The following is a 17,098-nucleotide window of genomic DNA, read 5'->3' as shown; positions in this document are numbered from 1 at the left end:
TCGGCACGCAGACTCCTCAGCTGATTCATGCATATGGTTCAACAAGTGGTACTATTAGCCGGTCTGAACCAAAGCTGCAGCGCAACCGCATGTCTTGGCAGGCCTGGAGAGAGCGGAATAAAAACCACCAAGAGCTTAGGCAATGAAGCTGATAATACAGATCCCCTGCTATAACGAAGAAAAAACCCTGGCCGTGGCGTTGGCGGAACTTCCCAGAGAGGTACCGGGATTCGATCAGGTCGAATGGCTGATCATCGATGATGGCAGCACCGACAACACCCGCCAGATTGCACTGGATAACGGTGTTGACCATGTGGTCGGATATACCAAAAACCAGGGACTGGCGAGAGGTTTCATGCTGGGACTGGACGCCTGTGTGAAGCAGGGTGCGGATGTTATCGTCAATACCGATGCGGATAACCAGTACAACGCCAGCTACATTCCTGACCTGACCAAACCCATTGTCGACGGCAAGGCGGACATGGTGATCGGCGCCCGCCCGATTCAGATGATCGAACACTTCTCTCTGACCAAGAAAATGCTGCAACATCTGGGCAGCAGCGTGGTACGCAAAGTCAGCCATACCAATATCCCCGATGCGCCGAGCGGATTCCGCGCTTTCAGCCGGGAAGCGGCGATGAAGCTGAATGTGTTCAACGAATACACCTACACCCTGGAGACCATCATCCAGGCAGGCATGAAACAGATGGCGGTCACCTCGGTGCCGGTGGAGGTCAATGAGGACCTCAGGCCATCCAAGCTGGTGAAGAGCATCAGCAGCTACATCAAGAAATCGATCATCACCATTCTGCGAATCTTCGTGGTCTACAAACCGTTTCGCTTCTTTCTGGCGATCGGTCTCGCGCTGTTCAGTCTGGGTATGGTGTTGGGCTTACGCTTTCTCTACTACTACCTGACCGGGGACGGGCAGGGCCATGTGCAGTCGGTGGTACTCGCCGGCGTGATGATGGGCATCGGCTTCCAGACCTTCCTGGTGGCCTTCATTGCCGACCTGTTGAGCGTCAACAGAAAACTGCTGGAAGAGGTGCAATACCGCCTGAGAAAGCTGGAATCGGAGCCGCGGCCGAAAAAGGAGTGACAGCCGGGGTCTGTTTCAGCCATCGGCCTGCTGACTAACGGTCAGTCCCTGCTCCAACCTGCCACTCGAGATAGGTCAGGGGGAGATAGGCGAGAACAGCCAACACGGCTCCCCAAGCGGAATATTCAGAGGCCAGCCAGGCCAATGGGGTCAACCAGCCGAGATTGATCAGCAGACCAGTCAGCACCACCCAGCGGTGGGCTTTGGCTCGCGCCTTCTCAGCAGACAACCCTTCAGCCTGGAACCGGGCGAGCCGTTGACGGGCGAGGATCTGATAGGCGTGTTTGGCATGAGGGCGATACCACTGCTCACCATTCAGCATCCGTCTCACCAGGGTCCAGCTGGCATCCACCACGAACAGCCCGAGCAGTATCACCCAGCTCCAGAAATCGATCTCGAAGTGCAGGGCGGTAAAACAGGCAAACACCCCCAGACTGAAACCCAGGAAGCCACTGGCCGCATCACCCATGAAGATCTTTGCCGGGGGCCAGTTCCACACCAGGAAACCGGCCACGCCACAGCAGAGCAGGATCTGCCAGAGGACGATCAGCGAACCGGAGTGATTGAGGAGCAGGATCAAGGAGGCGCTGCAAAGCACGCTGATCGCCTGCAGGCTGGCAATCCCATCGATGCCATCCATAAAGTTGTAGAGATTCAACAGCCAAACCAGCAACGGCACAAACAGGATCCCAAGCCACCACCCTTCGGCGGTCAACCAGGGACCGAATGAGACCGCAGGCGTGCCGATCAATCCGACAGCCAAGATCGCCGCAAGCAGATGAACCATGAACCTGAGACGTGCCGACAGATCCCGATGGTCATCGATGAAACCGATCAGCGCCACCAGGCCGCCGCCGATCAGCAACACCCAGGCCAGTGGTTCGATTCCCTGCAGCTGTGCCGGATCGAACAGGGTTGACCACAACAGCAGCCCCAGATAGATCAGCACAAACGCCAGGCCACCCCCCCGGGGGGTGGCCATCAGGTGGGAACTGCGGGCGTTGGGATTGTCCATCAAGCCCCGCTGCAGGGCGTAGTGGCGTAACAGCCAGGTCAGCAGTGCCGAGAGTATCAGAGTCAGTCCGCCCAGGTGGATCCACTGCATGGCTCTAATCCATTCCTCCGATCATATCCCTGAGTCCCGCTGCGACAGTTCGCTTGGGTGTCCAGCCCAACAGACGCCGGTTTTTATCGAGATCCACCTGAAGGTCGCCACACAGCCGGTCGACGGCAGCCGATCTACCACTCAGCCTGCCCAGCAGATGTAACATCATCTCCGGCACGGGGAAGAGTTTCGCCTTCACCCCCATCGCCTCCGCCAGCATGCGGATCAGCTGGGGAGTGGAGAGATCCTCACCATCGGCCACCAGAAACGCTTCTCCGGCGGCCGCAGGATGCTCTATACAGAGCTGCAGAAAATCGAGCAGATTATCGATCCCAACCAGGCTGCGCCGGTTATCCACCCCGGCCAATGGCAGTGGCACACCCTTGCGGATCCAGCGCACCAGGCTCTGCAGATTGCCCTTCACACCAGCTCCGTAGACCAGCACCGGCCGAACGATCACCAGCTCCGTATCACGATCTGCCAAGCAATCCCTGAGGGCCTGCTCTGCCTCCCATTTGGATTGACCATAGGCATCCTCCGGCCTGGCCGGATCATCGGCAGCCAGAGGCCTCACCGAACTGCTCTCCCCGTTGACCTTGATACTGCTCAGGTAGACGAAGCGCCTGACCCCGGCGGCCACCGCCTGTTCCGCCAGCCGCAGACTGCCCGCCACATTGACCTGACGGAACAGACTCAGTGGATCGTCTCTACTCTCCCGCATCACATGGGCACGACCCGCCAGGTGGATCACACTATCCACACTCTGCAGGGCCTGCTGCCAATCGCTGTCGGCGGAGATATCCCCCACCACTGTCTGTTCGCCAACCGGCCACTCCGTTTGTCGGCTGCGTAGCGCAGCGCGCACCGAATAGCCCTGATCGACCAGATAGGGGCAGAGATGCGTGCCGACAAATCCATTCGCGCCGGTAACCAGGATCTTTTTCATGAATCGAGCGCCTGCCTGTAGATCGACATGTGCTGCTCAATCACCTGTTCGATGGAAAACTCGGACTCAGCCATCTGTCGGCCACGCTCACCCATCGATTGACGCAGTGCTTGACGATTGATCAGCTTCTCCAGCGCCTCAGCGAGCGGCTCACTTTGACGAGCTGGCACCAACAGACCATTTTCACCATCAATCACCACTTCGCGACAACCCGGCACATCGGTAGTGACAATCGCCCGGCCGCTGGCTACCGCCTCGAGCAGCACCTTCGGCAATCCCTCACGGTATGAAGGCAGGCAGATGATGTTGGCGCGCCGAAACACAGCGGACATATCCTGGCGGTTTCCCCACCACTCCACATCACTCTCCCGCGCCCATTCAGCCAGTTTTTTAGCCGGCACCGATTTCGGATTACTCGGATCGATGCCGCCGACCAGGGCAAAGCGGGCCTTAACCCCCATGGCGTGCAACTTCTGCGCAGCCGCTACAAATTCACCAACCCCCTTGTCCCAGAGCATCCGCGCCGGCAGGACCACCAACGGCACCTGAGCAGTTTCCGGGGTCATATTGAATTGGGACAGATCGACCCCGGAGCCCCGGATCAGCTCGATCTTCTCCTGGCTCAGGCAACCCTCATCAAGCAGATAGTGGTAGTCATCATTGTTCTGCACAATGACCCACAGGCGATCCCTGGAAAAGAGCCAGCGATAGCTGTTCAATACCGCCACCCGGGCCAGGGAGCTGAACCAGCCACGGGCGAGAAACACAAAGCCAAGTCCGGATATCGCGTTGACAACGGCAGAAACCCCGGCCAGGCGGGCAGCCAGGGTGCCATACAACACCGGCTTGATGGTGACATGGTGAACCAGGGTCGGCTGCAGCTCTTTATAGAGCCTGTAGAGACCGAGAATTGTCTTGATCTCGGCCAGTGGATTGGCACCGCCCCGACTCAGGGGGACGGCGTAGTGCCTGAAACCCTCCGCCTCGACCTGTCCCACTGCATCCGAAGTGGGTGTCGCAACCGCAACCTTATACCCCTGATCCCGCGCCGCCTGGGCCAGGGGTAACCGGTGAGAGAGAAAAAAACCGGCATCGTTGACGACAAATAGTACAAGCTGCTGCTTCATGTATCGGAAACCACTTTCTTAAGATTGCCTATCGCTGAAATCCACATATTCAGAGCCGGCTCAACTACGCGGCTATTGCTCTTTTGCCGATTGTCTGATTGCTGAAACCAGCCGCCCGGTCATCACCGCCAGTGAGTAGTGCTGCTCTACCTTGGCACGGCCTATTCTACCCATCTCCTGCCTGAGTGGCGCACTCTCGATCAGACTGATCAGCGCCGACTCCCAGGCTGCAGCATCCTCAGCCAGATAACCATCCACCCCATGCTCGACGATCTCCCGGTTGACCCCAATCGGTGATGCGATCACCGGCAACGCGCAAGCCATATACTGGATCAGCTTATAGCCACATTTTCCTTTTTCCCAAAGCTGATCCGTCAGCGGCATCACCCCCACATCGAACTGCTGGATCAGCTCTGCCTCTCGCGCTTCCGACCAATCGACACACTCCACCGGCAGACCGGCAATCGGTTCGATCCGGGCACCGACCACCATCAGTCGGACCGGGTGCTTTTCTGCAACCGAACAGAGTGGCTCGCGGAGCAGATCCAGATAGCCGGCAGTGGTGGGAGAACCGATCCAGCCGACGGTAAAAGGTGAATGCTCACTTACTGTCTTAGGCTTATAACGGTCCACATCCAGCACCGTCGGCAGCCGCATCACCCGGGGTGCGCCTGCCGCTTCCGCCCGCTTCGCAAGATAGTCATTACCGGCCGTGACCAGGGCTGCACTGGACATCACCCGATCGATCTTTTGTCCCAGCAGGGTACGCACCAGGGCGGATCCGGATTGATCGTAACGGTGGAAGATTGCATCATCGTAGTCGACCAACAGCTGAAATCCCAAGCGTTTGAGCAGCTGCTCGACAAATGCGGGCATCCAGGGGAACAACTCCTTTTCCACCCATAACAGGTCGAACTCCCGCGCCTTGAACAGCTGTTTCAATCGCACCCAATAGGCCGAGAACAGGGCGGCAGGCCGCTTTTTTCCCGATCGATAGAAATCTTCCAGATAGGCCTCTGAAAAGAGTGGCGAAACAGTCACCTCGATGCCATTGCCGGCCAGTCCCGGCAGATACTGATAGGACCGCAACCGACTGCTGGCACCAAGCCGCGGATACCGACTGAGCAGCAACACCTTCATTGTGCCGGCCTCAGATGCAGCATGCGCAGCAGCCAGTTGCGCTCATTCTGTTGCAGCACCAAGCGCCAGACAAACAGCCCGAACAACAACAGCAACAGGGAACTGAAGAGAAATTTGATCAACAGGCCATCCAACTGGGCGGTGAGCAGAAACAGCATCACGGCGCCCCCCATGGAGAGCATGAAACGGCGGATCGAAGTGCGGCACTCCGGAATCAACAGCAACGCCATCACATACAGGGCGAGCGCATCGACAAAGGCGCGCAAGGTCCAGACCACGGCGGCGCCTAAAATCCCATAGGCCGACAGCGCCCACCACAGGGCCGCCAGATAGAGGGGCAGCTCCAGCAAGTGCAACTTGGCAGACCAATCAGGATGGCCTGCAGACTGCACCAGATTGAACGGCACCAGGGAGAGGCCGTAGAAGAAAACCCCGACCGCCAGCCACTGCATCACCAGATAGCCGTTTTCGGCAAACTCCCCGCCAACCCACAGATTCAACCCGTCATAGGAGAAGGCGATGATCAGGATAATCAGTGGAAACAGGGCGATGGAGATATAACTCAACCCTTTGTTGAAGAGTCGCGCGGAATGCTCCCGGTCTTCGATCCCACCCCTCGCCAGTGTGGTCGATTGGGCAGGCAGCAGTACCGAAACCACCGCAACGGGAATCACCAGCAGGCGGGAGACAATCTCATAGGGCGTGGTATAGAAGGCCACTGCGGTAACCGTCAATACCGCACCGATAACAAAGCGGTCCATCGAGACCATCAGTGGCACCACCATGTTGCTGACCGTCATCCAGCCGCCAAAGCCCAGCAATGGGCGGGTCTGACTCTTGTCGTAGTGATAACCCTGCCGAACCTCGGGCACGATACGAAACAGCAACAGCAGATGGGCAATGGTGGCCAGCAGTCGTCCGGCGACCAGCACCCCGACGATCGGATAGAGACTGTTTGAGAAGGGCAGTACCGCGACTGGGCCAAGAAAGGTCAGAATACCCATCGGAATGCGGATCGCGGTAAGCAGATCGAAACGCTGATAGGCCGCGATCACCCCGCGCAGACCGACCGTGGTGATCACCAGGGGTATGGATGCCGATAACAGGTAGAAGGCCTTGAGGGTTTCGTCTTGCAGCTGAGCAGGCACATTCAATACCGTGCCGACCAGCCAGGGCGAAATGATCAGGATGATGATGAATCCGGCAACACCGAGAATGGCCATCAGGGTCAGTGCGGTCCAGGTCAGGGCCGGGATATCAGCCTCCCGCTCCTCTCCAAGACACTTCGCCACCAGTACCGTCAGCGCACGTCCGAGACCGAAGTCGAACAGGCTGAAATAGCCGACGAACATCCAGCTGATGGCCAACAGACCAAAGCGCTCCTTACCGATCTCATCGATGAGGATTGGAATGGTAACGATAGCGACCAGAAACGGAACCGCCACACTGAGTAGATTCCAGATGACGTTTTTCGCCAACCGGTTACCGCTTGTGAGTTCTTTCTGTCTATCGTTCATAGGGCGCTTGTCGATTTTTTCATTGCCCCGGCTGATCTGCTCATCAACCACAGGGCAAACCGAGCGTACTCGCTCAATCCGGCTTTTTCGCCCACACCGTCATACGCCCGGTCTGACCGAAGATGGCCGCAACACAGGCAAACGGATAGAGCAACTGATACAAACGCACTTTATCAGAGGGACGACCGACAACCCAGCGCTCCAGCCGATGCCAGCCGCGCTCCTGCAGCAGATAGCCCAAGCTGGAGAAGAGACTGCTGAGCACCCGCTGATGGTGCACGGCCTCAACTTCCCAGCCAGCCTGCTGGAGCAGTTTGGTTATGGTCTCAGGGGTGAAGTGGTAGAGATGGTTGGGCAGCTGCAAGGCAAACCAGCGGGATTGAAACAGCTTGAATTCGAGGGATGCCGCATTCGGTACCGAGAGGGCAAGATAGGCGCCGGGTTTTGCCCAGCCATAGAGTTTTTTCAATCCCATGAGAGGATCATGAAGATGTTCGAGCACCATCCAGCCGGTGATCAGGTCAAGTTCTGACGCGTCGAGGTCGACCGATTCCAGGGATCCGGTATGGACCTGATAACCGTTCTCTCTGGCGGATGCCGCTGCCTGTGGTGAATACTCGATGCCTTTTACCTGCCAGCCCTGATTGGCCATTTTATGCAGATAGTTACCGGAAGCGCAGCCCACCTCGAGCATTCTGCCCGGTTGCAATTCAGGGATTGCCTGAGCCTTGGTATCGAGCAGGGATTTTATCCAGCGCTTAAGCCCTCCGGAGCCATTGCGGGATTTTACCTGCGTGCCCAGATAGGGAGGATAATCGTCCGGATAGTAGAAACCCATGCTGGCTGGTGTCGGTCGGGGATCCGTTCTCAACAGGCCGCAGCTGTCACAACGCACCACCTGAAACTCGCCGGGCAGATTGTTGATCCGGTCATGTCCGGTCAACACCGGCTGATCAGCCGAAGGACACCCCAGCGGACAGGGTCTGGACTCCAGTTCGATTGTGTTATTGGCCACCTGAGTCTATCCGGGCCTAAGCCCATCGCCAGCCATGTATGTGGTAGAAAATGAAAGCCGATTTGGCAAACATCAGGATATGCTTCAGCCCCTTCTTCGAGGCATTGCCACCACCGTGCACGATCCGTACTTCGGGCACATAGGCGATGATCGATTGTTTGGCGATCCTGATCGAAAGATCAAAGTCCTCGAAGTAGACAAAGAAATCGGGTGAAAAACCTCTCACCTTATCGAGCACACTGTGGCGCACAAACATGAAGCAACCGCTGGCCATAACCTCCTTACTCAGCGCATGCTGATCCATTTCATAGCGCATCTCATACTCCTGCAGACGCTCTGAAAAATAGCGCTTCACGGTTCGTGGTGCAAAACCGCGCAGGAAAAGATCAAGCACCGCGGGATAGCGCTTGCAAAGATATTGCTTATGCCCATCCGGATCTTCCGAGTAGGGAGACAACAAACCCACTTCCGGGTGTTTTTCCATATAATTGAGGGCTTCACTGAAGGCATCCTGCACAACCTCCACATCCGGATTGATGATCAGATGGTAGTCACTCTCCTGGTTGAGGATCACCAGATTATGCGCTGCCCCATAGCCGATATTGCCACCGGTACCGATTACCATCCATTGATACTTACGTGCTCCGACAACCTGCCCAACCAGCTGTTTGACCTTGCTGAGGATACTACCGTTATCGACCACCACCACCGTCGCTTCAAGATCGCTTCTTTCAGCCAGGGTGTAATCGAGGGCGCTGACGATGCTCTGCAGGGTATCTCTCAAGATATCCAGTCTACTGTCATAATAAACAATGGAGATAACCAGTTTCATATATGAATCGTTCAGTAGAGTTGCATCATTTACCCGACGACAGGGAAAACATTTATACCGACAAAAGCCGGCCTACCCCTGATCTGTCGCTTGCTTCTTTATCTTCTGTATATTTTCAACCTGATTGCTGTAAGTATCGACCAGCTTTTTCACCCCACTGGGCTTCAGATAACCCTCGTTACCCGCATGGATATAGGTAGCATAAGTTGCTGAAGCAGACATCAAGGCCGCATTGACCATTTGCACCGGTTTGCCTTCATCCTTCATCTTATTGGCGAGCTCGACAAAACGGCTGGCCAGTGCTGTAAACTCTTCGATATCGGCTTTTTCAGACATCTCGTTCAATCCTCTTCGACCCCTTTCCAGTTCAGAGAGAAATCCTCTCCACACCGGGTCAGGTTCGGGTTATAGGCTGGATCCCGCTCAAGCAAGGGACCGTACTTATCCAACATGTATTGCGCTTCTCCGGAGAAGCGGCGCTGTTTCTCCGGCGTATCCTCCGCACCACGGGAGGCTGACTCATGGTGGTAAAACTCAGCATAGGGTGTCCAGAGGTTGTTGTACCCCTGCTGATAGATACGGATACAGATATCCACATCGTTGAAGGCAACCGCAAGGTTCTCCTCATCGAAACCGTCAACGGATTCGAAAACCTCTCTTCTGACCAGCATGCAGGCTGCGGTAACCGCGGTGTAGTTCTGCACCAGCACAGAACGCCCCATATAGCCACGATTCTCCTCAAAGGTGTATTTCATGGCATGGCCCGCCACGCCACCCAGACCCAGCACCACACCACCATGCTGCAGGCGGCCATCCGGATACCACAAGCGGGCACCGACGGCGCCGATCTCAGGACGCACACCCTGACTGACCATCTCATCCAGCCAACCGGAGGAAATCACTTCGATATCATCATTCATAAAACAGAGCAGTTCGCCTGTTGTCTGTTTTACCGCAAAATTGTTGATCGCTGAAAAGTTGAAGGGGTGATCGTATCGAATCACCTTCACTCTATCGACCGACGCCAGTTGGGAGAAATATTCCAGGGTCTTGGGATCATCACTCTGATTATCGACGATCACAATTTCATAGTTTTTGTAATCGGTGCGATTTTTGATGCTTTCGATACACTGGCGAACCAGTGCTTCACCATTGCGTGTCGGGATGATAATCGACACCAACGGCTGAACTTCCGGCAACGGATACTCAACTCTTATCATGCCGGCGATCAGTTTTGACTCGCTGACCTTGGCCTCGATACCACGACTCTCAAGATCATCCTTGACCGCATTGATCGCCGCCTTCATGGCATAGGATTTTGCATCGGCACCGGATGCGGTGCTCTCAGGAATGGCACGCCAATGGTAGAGAATCCAGGGTATGTGCCGCACCTCTTTGCGGGTATCCAACTCACGCAGGCAACGCAGCGCAAGATCGTAGTCCTGGGCCCCTTCATAACCTTCCCGAATACCACCCACCTTCTCCAGCAGTGAACGTCGGTAGACTCCGAAATGGCAGATCATGTTATGCGAGCGCATCAGGTCCGGATTGAAATCGGGTTTGAAATAGTGGTCGTATCTCACATCTTCACTATTCAGCTTATCCTCATCCGAATAGAAGACGGAGGCATCCGGATGAAGGATGATCTCCTGGGCAACAAAAAACAGGGCGTGCGGTGCCAATACATCGTCGTGATCCATCAAACCGACGAACTGGCCGGTTGCCAGCTCAAGCGCAGAGTTGGTCGCCGCTGAGATATGCCCATTCTCTTCCCGATAGACTACCTTGATTCGCTTGAAACGGGTTTCATACTCCTTCAATACCCGTTTGATATGGGTTTTCGTCGAAGCGTCATCCGCAATACAGAGCTCCCAGTCATCGTAGGTCTGTGCCAATACGGAATCGATCGCTTCACGTAACCAGGCCTCTTCCACATTGTAGACCGGCATGACAATCGAGATCAGAGGACGACCCTCCCACTCGTTCAGCGCTTCGATCGATTCAAGTTTTGGCAGCCCAACCGGCTCCACATCCTTGATCCATAGGGAGTAGGTATAGGTAGGCGAGGCATGATCGGTCAGCCGATTGCGGATCGCGGTGAGCCCGCCGGCTTTGTAGAGACGCTTGCCCTCTTTGACCCAGGTTGCCAGCATTTTTGGGTTTTTGATCAAGCCGCCAATGGCCGGCTTGAAGCGCCGGAACAGACTCAGCGGCAACATCAGTTTTGTATAGACACGCCAGCCGGTACTGTTGGTCACATCGTGTAGATGCTGCTTAGCGCTCTTCAACCGATGTTCCACCGCATCCTTTTCGTGACCCATCGAGCGAACGGCCCGCTCACTCATTTTATATTGATGGGATAGCTCATCGTTTTTCGCCTGTTCGTCAGTCAGTTTGGCCTGGGTTTCATGAAGAACCCTGTTCAGCTCCTGTTGTTGATTCACCAGCTGATCACGCACCTCGATCAACCCATGCATCTCATCTCGCTGCTGCTGCAACAGCTGATCGCGCTCATTCACCATCTCAAGACGGGTCGCCGCCGTCTCTCCGGTCTGATGCAGTTGATCGTAGAGATTCCGGTAGACCTCGATCGAGGACTCCATCGGTTTGTCAGTCAAAGCCGGAAAATCCTCGATGGATACCAATTCGTCCGGATGAGCCGTGACGATGAACTGAAACGCCGCCGCCTCAGGCGTATGAAACATCCCCAGCGCTTTGTCTGAAGCGCTCAGTCCCAGATTCTCAAGGCGACGAACGATCTCCGTATCCGCCATGTCATGAAATGTGTACGAAAGTTCATCCACCCGGAAACCGCTGCGAACGAACAGCTCTCGCAATGAATGGTAGTTGAAGAGATGAAGATGGGTCCGGTCGAGAAGACCGGTATCCTCGTAACTGAATCGCCCCTCGAGTAACTCAAGTCGCAACGCCGCATGAGCACCATTCGGCAGAGAAGCGAGCAGGCGCCCATCCTCTTTCAGATATTTCGGTAGTTTTTTAAGCAGAGAGATCGGATCTCTCAGATGCTCCAGAATATCCGCACAGGTGATGATGTCGAAGGGTTCGTCACCCAGTGACTTCAACCAGTTATCCTTCTGCACATCACCAACGATCACCTGGTCGCAGTGCTGCTTCGCCTTCTGCGCCATGGCGCGATCATACTCCACACCGACCACATAACAGTCGAGTTCCCGGCGCAGGTATTCAGACATATAGCCGGTCGCACAACCCAGTTCCAGAACTCGACTACCCTTTGGAATTCGCTTGACCAGCTGAGTATGGGAGTTGTTCTCCACATTCAGATCAAGCTTAAAATCGTACTCGGCCACAGAATTTTTAACTCAATTACTCTTTGACAGGTTGCTGCTTATCCAGATCCTCGAGACGCTTGGCAATATACTCTTCTACCAGATCCTCATAGATTGCCGCATCGTTGCTCTCCAACAGCTGATCGAAGTAGGCTTCACGTCTGTTGCGAATATAATCTTTGGTCAACTTCTCAATAATGCCCAATTTCACCTGTTCGAAGTTCTGCTTTTGCGGCGGGAACTTCTTAACCAGCTTGACAATATGAAAGCCAAATTCACTCTCAACTATATCACTGATCTCACCCGGCTTATTCATATTGAAAGCCGCCTGCACCACAGGCTTGACCATGGCGCCCCGCTTGAAAACACCCAGGGTACCCTGGTTGTCCTTGGATCTGGGATCTTCTGAATAGATCGGCACCAGATCTTCAAAAGTTCGCCCCGCATCGAGCTCGGCCTTGACCTTCTTGATAATCTTCAGAGCCTCTTCCCGAGTATGGTGCTGAGCCAGCCGGTCTGTGGTCGAGATCATAATATGTTTAGCATCCACTTTTTCAGGAATACTGTACTCATCCGGATTCCCAAGATACTGCTCCTTGGCCGCATCTGCGAAATCGGGGATCGGCTGTTCGTCAATCTGTTTCAACCGCTCCAAATAGAGCATTCTCTCCTGCTGACGTCTGATTTTCGCCTGTAATAGTTTATTGTCAGCCAATCCCTGCTGTTTGTACTCATCAGCCAGTGCCCTGATCAGATAGGTTTGGCGGAGTAGTTGCAGAATCTGTTTCTTGCTCGCCAGGACATCCTTCTGCGCTTTAGCCGGTCCATCGACAAGCAAGGCGTCCAGATCAATTCGTTCAACCTTGATATCACCACCAAACATTAAAACATCCTCCTCAGCGGAGAGTGCTGGCGCCAAAAGAACGCCCAACAGACCAACAAGGAACAAACGCATTACACACCTCGAGTAACATCAAGCAATCATCAATAAAAAGGAGGCAATTATACTCATCCGTCAGGTTTTCTGCACATACCTGACAATCTGAGTGACTCACCAGAACAAATCTTCAAACATAGAGTATTTAACTGCCGTTAAAGTTCTCTATCCAAGTATCAGAAGTAGACCCAGTGGAAAAAATCGATCAAAAAAAAAGGCAGGCCCGAAGGCCTGCCTCTCTACAAGATCGCCTAAGCGATTTGTATTAGTTGCGGTTTACGCTACGGATCAGGTCAACAGTCTCACCGATCTGAGCAGGACCGACATCAGCAGCCATGGCGGAGAAGCCGATGGCAGGAACGCCAGTGAAGACGCCAGCGCCAGCAGCGTTGATGCCACCAGCAGCTTCAGTCAGGTTGGCGATACGGGTGTCGGTGTTGTAGTCGTAGTTAGACATACCGATCATGACCCAACCAGCCTCGAAACCAGGATCGAGAGTCCAGTTGAAGACGTTCGCGGCAGGTGTACCCAGTACAGAAGCACTGGAACCGTCGTTACGCTGAACACTAATCACGTTTACTTCACGCTCCAGAGCGATGACGGTAGGTGCGTCGATCGGTACAGGAGAGAAGTCATCGCTACCAGCAACTACAGCAGCAGTCTGCTCTTCGTAGTCGTAGTAGGTCAGGCTAACCTGAACGTCAGGAGTGCTGCTAGCAAAACCAGCGTTGGTACAAATGGTGCCAGCACCGTCATTTGGATAGTCGTTACCGGTAGTACCAACGTTAGGAATGGCAACAGATGCACCATCGTCAACACCGTCATTCAGGGTACCGACACAAGCTGCAGCAGTAGCGTCCAGCTGGTTGGTCAGGATACCGCCGTTGTAGACACCATGCTTACGCATTGGGAAGGTCACAACGATGTCGGTACCGCCGTTGATGCCAGCTTCGGTGAAGTATGGCGCAGCAACTGCGTCAGCACTCAGAGCCACAGCAATCGGGAATGGGTTGGAGCCCATTGGGATTGAAGGGTTAGGAGTGATGTCGTTGACAGAACCGGTGTCATACTCGGTCAGGCTCATAACACCAGTGGACTTAACAGCAGTCGCATCAGCGTTCAGCATTTCAGCAGTTAAAACGTCACCAGATGACAGAGAAGGCAGCAGGTAGTTGGCTGGATCGTTTGAACGATAGTGCTGAGGAACAGTGGCATACGCATCGATGTGGGTGCCCTGCTCAACGAAAGCAGCACCGTCAGCGGCGTTGATCATGATAGCGTAAGCATTGATGCCACCGCGATCAGCTGCAGTGTAGACCAGACCGGCGTTGATGCCGCCAGCTTCATATGGGTCAGCTACGTTGGCATCAGCAGCGATGCCTTCAGTAGTCATTGTACCTGGGGTGAAACCGTTGATGCCAGCAGCGCCAGCAGTCCAGGCGTCACTTACAACAGAGCAGTCAGCAGGCATGCCGGTCGCATCATGCAGAATGCCTGCAGGGATGGAGCGATCATTGGTAGCCGCGGTGATAGTACCGTCAGCGTCTACAGCGCCACCGTCGATTTCAGCAGTCTCACCGCCGTCGGTCGCAGGACCAGCACCATCAGCGATGGTACCCATCTCGATAACCTCAACGTAACCTTCGGTCAGGTCTTCGTCGGTAGTAGCATCGTAGATGTTACGGAAGTCAACACCAGCCTGCAGCAGAGCTTTGTCAGGGAAAGTACAAGACTCGTCTTCGGTGATGATGTTGGCAACACCAGAAGCAGCATTCAGACGAATGGTACCGTTCCACACGTCATAAGGAGACATGTAGATGTTGAAGTCGAGCACGTCAGCAGAGATGCGAGACTCACGGAAACGAACCTTGACCACTTTGTAAAGATCAGTGGTGTTGGTGATGTTGATGTTGGTGAGGATATTGTTGTTTACATTGTAGTAAGGAAGCAGCGCAACCTGGCCAGTACCGTCAGTATTGACGAAAGCCGCATTGACTCCGGCTGTAGCAGTAGCCATCAGCATGGCTGCAGCGATCTTAGATTTTCTCAACACAGTTGTGTCTCCTATTTTCTTGCGTGTTAACACTAAAAAACTAACTGAGCCTGTTATGCGGCCAGCTATAAGCCATGAGTCCAGGCACTCCGCAGAGGATTATCGACTCAAACCCATGACCTTTCAAGGGAATGATCATTCCTTTGTGAGGAAAGTCTCAGGCCACAAACAACCCATAAGTCCAATCTCACGCCAGAAGTCTACCATAAATCTGCAAGCTAACAAGCAGAATTGTAGCAAAAAAATGAAAAAATGTTGCATATTTACAAATGATATCGATAACCTATTGTAAATAAAGCAAATATTTATTTCCAATTTTGTCACAAAAATCGAAACGCTTGCACAGTCCAGGTTGCCCACAAGCATTAATTTTCCTGTTAAGTGCTTGCTTTAATGCAAAATAGTAGACAACTCAAGAATAACCCACCATAACATTCTGTAATTATAGGGATTATTTAAAAATGTATCATAAAAACAACAGAAACATTTTTGTTTATCACTTTACCGTGGGAAGAAATCCCCAAACTCCGTCCTTATCCCTAAGCCATTGTTCAATAACAACACTTTCGGTACGAGCCGGCGATCGCATCATCGGATGACGAATCTCCATCTGAATCTTGATATCGGCCTTACAGACATCTTCTTTACAATTAACTTTCTGAACCTCGGCAGATTTCCACAAACCCACCCCTTTTACCGTCTTCATGTAGTGGGAATAGGGTGTGACCAGCCGATATCCAGCGGAAAGATAGTCGTAAGCGGACTCCACACGCCCATCAACCAGCAGATTCCATCGCTCCTGGGCGCGTGTTGCGACAATCTCCTCGTCCTTCTGAGCCTGAATTTCCGGATTGGTGGCGCATGCGCTCAATAACATCACCAGCACAAGCAGAACGCTTTTTCTCACAATCACAGGCTCCTGACACAACTTATGTTCATTAAAAGTCCAAATTCTACGCAATCAGCTGACAGCCATCAATTGACAGATCGATGGTCGGCGACCGATCAGACCTCTCCCCAGTACATGGGCAGTGCCTGCCACTGCCACCAGTTTCCCGGATTTTGGCGAATTCGCTGCTCGATATCACTCACCAGGAGAGCCAACAGCGCTTCGCTGGATCGACCCTCCACCTCCACAGGTTTGTGGAAATTCAACTTAACCCCACGACGATGCTCATCCACACTGAATGGCTGAATCACCGCACCGACCCGCTTCGCAATCTTGATCGGCCCTTCCGGAAAATAGCCATCCTGTCCGAAAAAAGGTACCGATACCAGACCGGGACTCCCCTTTCCGTACGGCACATCGAGAAGAATCGCGATCGGCCGCTCCCGCAGGGCCTCCAGCAGGGGCCGCATATTGGAGACCCCCGGGGTGACAAATTCACTGCGATAGCAATCCCGCAAGCGGGAGAGTTTCAGTCTGCGGTACTGGAACTCCGCTTCCGGCAGCCCCCATGTATTACTCTCTTCATCATCCCGGGCCAGCGCACTGGTCGGAATACCATACGCCGCAGTGGTGACGCCCAGCATCCAGAACCGCCCCAAATGGGCCCCGGCAAAGATGATCGGCCGCCCCTCCCGACGATAGGAGAGCACCGATTCAAAATTCTCCACTTCGATGAAGCGGCCGACCTGCTCCGCACTCATCAGGCCAGGATAGTACCAGGTATCCAGTATTTCACGCTGTTGCATAGCGTAGAAATAGCGGGACCACTGCTGATAGGCCTGATCCGCCAGGCCGGGTATTCCCCGTCGCATCTGATGGGCGATCTGAGTGGCCATCTCTTCATTGCGGCGAAACTCACCCCGGCCATACAGGCTGGCCAGACGATATGAGAGATACCGGGGCAGATGAGACAGAGCGGGGAAAAGCACTCTGTATTTGAACCGGAGATCCCACAGGCTCAATCTCTCAGCCACCTCTATTCAACCTCAACATTCATATCATCACATGCCATCACATCATAACAACTCGCCGGCCCGGTGAAACGGTAATATTCACACTAGGGCCTGTTA

General features: G+C 54.1%; 14 protein-coding genes. 1 reads left to right on the top strand and 13 read right to left on the bottom strand.

Translation table 11 applies throughout. From position 1 onward, the window contains the following. The first annotated feature begins 142 nt into the window (after positions 1–142). Positions 143–1,099, top strand: coding sequence for a glycosyltransferase family 2 protein (locus A3193_RS16860; RefSeq protein WP_069015343.1), 957 nt, complete (start codon positions 143–145; stop codon positions 1,097–1,099). Between the two features lie 34 nt (positions 1,100–1,133). On the opposite strand, the gene A3193_RS16855 is transcribed toward A3193_RS16860, so the two are convergent. The 13 genes from A3193_RS16855 to A3193_RS16790 all read right to left on the bottom strand — a co-directional run bounded on the left by A3193_RS16855 (position 1,134) and on the right by A3193_RS16790 (position 17,002). Then, complete coding sequence (locus A3193_RS16855; protein WP_069015342.1) at positions 1,134–2,204, bottom strand: MraY family glycosyltransferase; 1,071 nt, start codon at positions 2,202–2,204, stop codon at positions 1,134–1,136. A 4-nt stretch (positions 2,205–2,208) separates the two neighbouring features. Then, a complete protein-coding gene (locus tag A3193_RS16850) occupies positions 2,209–3,150 on the bottom strand; it encodes a UDP-glucose 4-epimerase family protein (RefSeq protein WP_069015341.1) in 942 nt (313 codons plus the stop codon). Then, complete coding sequence (locus A3193_RS16845; protein ID WP_069003088.1) at positions 3,147–4,277, bottom strand: glycosyltransferase family 4 protein; 1,131 nt, start codon at positions 4,275–4,277, stop codon at positions 3,147–3,149. The genes A3193_RS16850 and A3193_RS16845 overlap by 4 nt, the downstream gene beginning before the upstream one ends. A gap of 72 nt (positions 4,278–4,349) precedes the next feature. Further along, entirely contained in the window at positions 4,350–5,417 is a 1,068-nt protein-coding gene (locus A3193_RS16840; RefSeq protein ID WP_069003089.1) for a glycosyltransferase family 4 protein, read from the bottom strand. Continuing rightward, positions 5,414–6,934, bottom strand: a complete 1,521-nt coding sequence (locus A3193_RS16835) for a flippase (protein ID WP_141694796.1) — start codon at positions 6,932–6,934, stop codon at positions 5,414–5,416. The genes A3193_RS16840 and A3193_RS16835 overlap by 4 nt, the downstream gene beginning before the upstream one ends. A gap of 73 nt (positions 6,935–7,007) precedes the next feature. Further along, positions 7,008–7,949, bottom strand: a complete 942-nt coding sequence (locus A3193_RS16830; RefSeq protein WP_069003091.1) for a class I SAM-dependent methyltransferase — start codon at positions 7,947–7,949, stop codon at positions 7,008–7,010. 16 nt (positions 7,950–7,965) lie between these two features. Then, positions 7,966–8,781, bottom strand: coding sequence for a glycosyltransferase family 2 protein (locus tag A3193_RS16825; RefSeq protein ID WP_069015339.1), 816 nt, complete (start codon positions 8,779–8,781; stop codon positions 7,966–7,968). 72 nt (positions 8,782–8,853) lie between these two features. Then, complete coding sequence (locus tag A3193_RS16820) at positions 8,854–9,117, bottom strand: DUF3144 domain-containing protein (RefSeq protein ID WP_069003093.1); 264 nt, start codon at positions 9,115–9,117, stop codon at positions 8,854–8,856. Positions 9,118–9,122: 5 nt separating this feature from the next. Beyond that, a complete protein-coding gene (locus A3193_RS16815) occupies positions 9,123–12,110 on the bottom strand; it encodes a glycosyltransferase (protein WP_069015338.1) in 2,988 nt (995 codons plus the stop codon). Between the two features lie 16 nt (positions 12,111–12,126). Next, the gene (locus tag A3193_RS16810) at positions 12,127–13,044 is read right to left on the bottom strand and encodes a peptidylprolyl isomerase (protein WP_083218131.1); all 918 of its coding nucleotides are present in this window, start codon (positions 13,042–13,044) and stop codon (positions 12,127–12,129) included. A gap of 247 nt (positions 13,045–13,291) precedes the next feature. After that, complete coding sequence (locus A3193_RS16805) at positions 13,292–15,076, bottom strand: hypothetical protein (protein WP_141694795.1); 1,785 nt, start codon at positions 15,074–15,076, stop codon at positions 13,292–13,294. A 499-nt stretch (positions 15,077–15,575) separates the two neighbouring features. Continuing rightward, positions 15,576–15,986: a hypothetical protein gene (locus A3193_RS16795; protein ID WP_069003098.1), complete on the bottom strand. Its 411-nt coding sequence runs from the start codon at positions 15,984–15,986 to the stop codon at positions 15,576–15,578. A gap of 98 nt (positions 15,987–16,084) precedes the next feature. Continuing rightward, positions 16,085–17,002 (bottom strand): lysophospholipid acyltransferase family protein, encoded by a 918-nt coding sequence (locus A3193_RS16790; RefSeq protein WP_069015335.1) that lies wholly within the window; start codon positions 17,000–17,002, stop codon positions 16,085–16,087. Positions 17,003–17,098 lie beyond the last annotated feature (96 nt).

Source organism: Candidatus Thiodiazotropha endoloripes, from assembly GCF_001708965.1.
Classification (GTDB): Bacteria; Pseudomonadota; Gammaproteobacteria; order Chromatiales; family Chromatiaceae; genus Thiodiazotropha; species Thiodiazotropha endoloripes.
The sequence above is the reverse complement of the archived record's forward strand: the minus strand, read 5'-3'. Positions and strand labels throughout refer to the sequence as shown.